2 protein-coding genes and 1 pseudogene are annotated in these 801 nt (G+C 40.2%); all 3 read right to left on the bottom strand.

The annotated features are described in order from the left end of the window. Nucleotides 1-246: MaoC/PaaZ C-terminal domain-containing protein (locus AC1DUW_RS31025; protein ID WP_477644481.1), on the bottom strand; the 246-nt coding region annotated here is incomplete at its 3' end. After that, the gene (locus AC1DUW_RS31020) at nt 243-695 is read right to left on the bottom strand and encodes a MaoC family dehydratase N-terminal domain-containing protein (protein WP_377441925.1); all 453 of its coding nucleotides are present in this window, start codon (nt 693-695) and stop codon (nt 243-245) included. The genes AC1DUW_RS31025 and AC1DUW_RS31020, both read right to left, overlap by 4 nt. A gap of 18 nt (nt 696-713) precedes the next feature. After that, a pseudogene (locus AC1DUW_RS31015) lies at nt 714-801 on the bottom strand (beta-ketoacyl-ACP reductase); the annotation flags it as partial.

The following is an 801-nucleotide window of genomic DNA, read 5'->3' as shown; positions in this document are numbered from 1 at the left end:
CTTGTATTCTTCAATGTACCCAATTTCATATAGATTACTGAAAATCTTTGCCAGGTTTCCCATCGTCCACATTCCGTGTGCAATAATCCCAGGCAAACCAGCATTTTTTGCTTCTTCATCAATCGTATGAATGGGATTGAAATCACCTGATGCCCCTGCATACTTAATGAGATCCAAACGTGTTACAGGACCAAGCTCTATCGAATGCAACGAATCGCCAATATGCAGTTCAGTTAATGTAGTCACTTGCTCATCACCATCCTTTTTATCGTTTCATTGATAATGACAAGTTGTTCAGCGGTAAAAACAATTTCTCCATTTGCATCTGTCCCGTAATTTTTTAAGGCTAGGAATCCCATTTCCCCTTGCTTTCCTTTTTTCTCATAGTAGTCCCTCACTTCTGTATAACAGGTAATTTCTTCTCCAACCCTCAGCGGACGGTTATAATGATATTTCTGTTCACCGTGTATCAATCCTTTATTTGGGAGGTCTAAGCCTTCAATCGCTCCAAAATCAAAAACTCTTGGAAAAGTTGGGGGCGCAATATTCGTACCATACCTTGATTGCCTACCTTTTTCTTCATCGATGAAAATCGGATGCGGGTCACCAATCGCTAACGCAAATTTTTTAACGGCTCCCCGTTCAACCAGATTTTTAACCGGTTTAGATTGTTTTCCAATACTTTCATTGAACATATCATCCCGCCTTTACTCTTAATTTTTTGGACCACCCGCAACATATAGAACTTGCCCACTAACGAAAGATGATGCTTCATCAGCGAAAAATGCAACAGCATTAGCG

This window comes from Peribacillus sp. P4_C12 (genome assembly GCF_056402095.1).
Note: the sequence above shows the minus strand (reverse complement) of the source record. Positions and strands in the feature narration are given on the sequence as shown.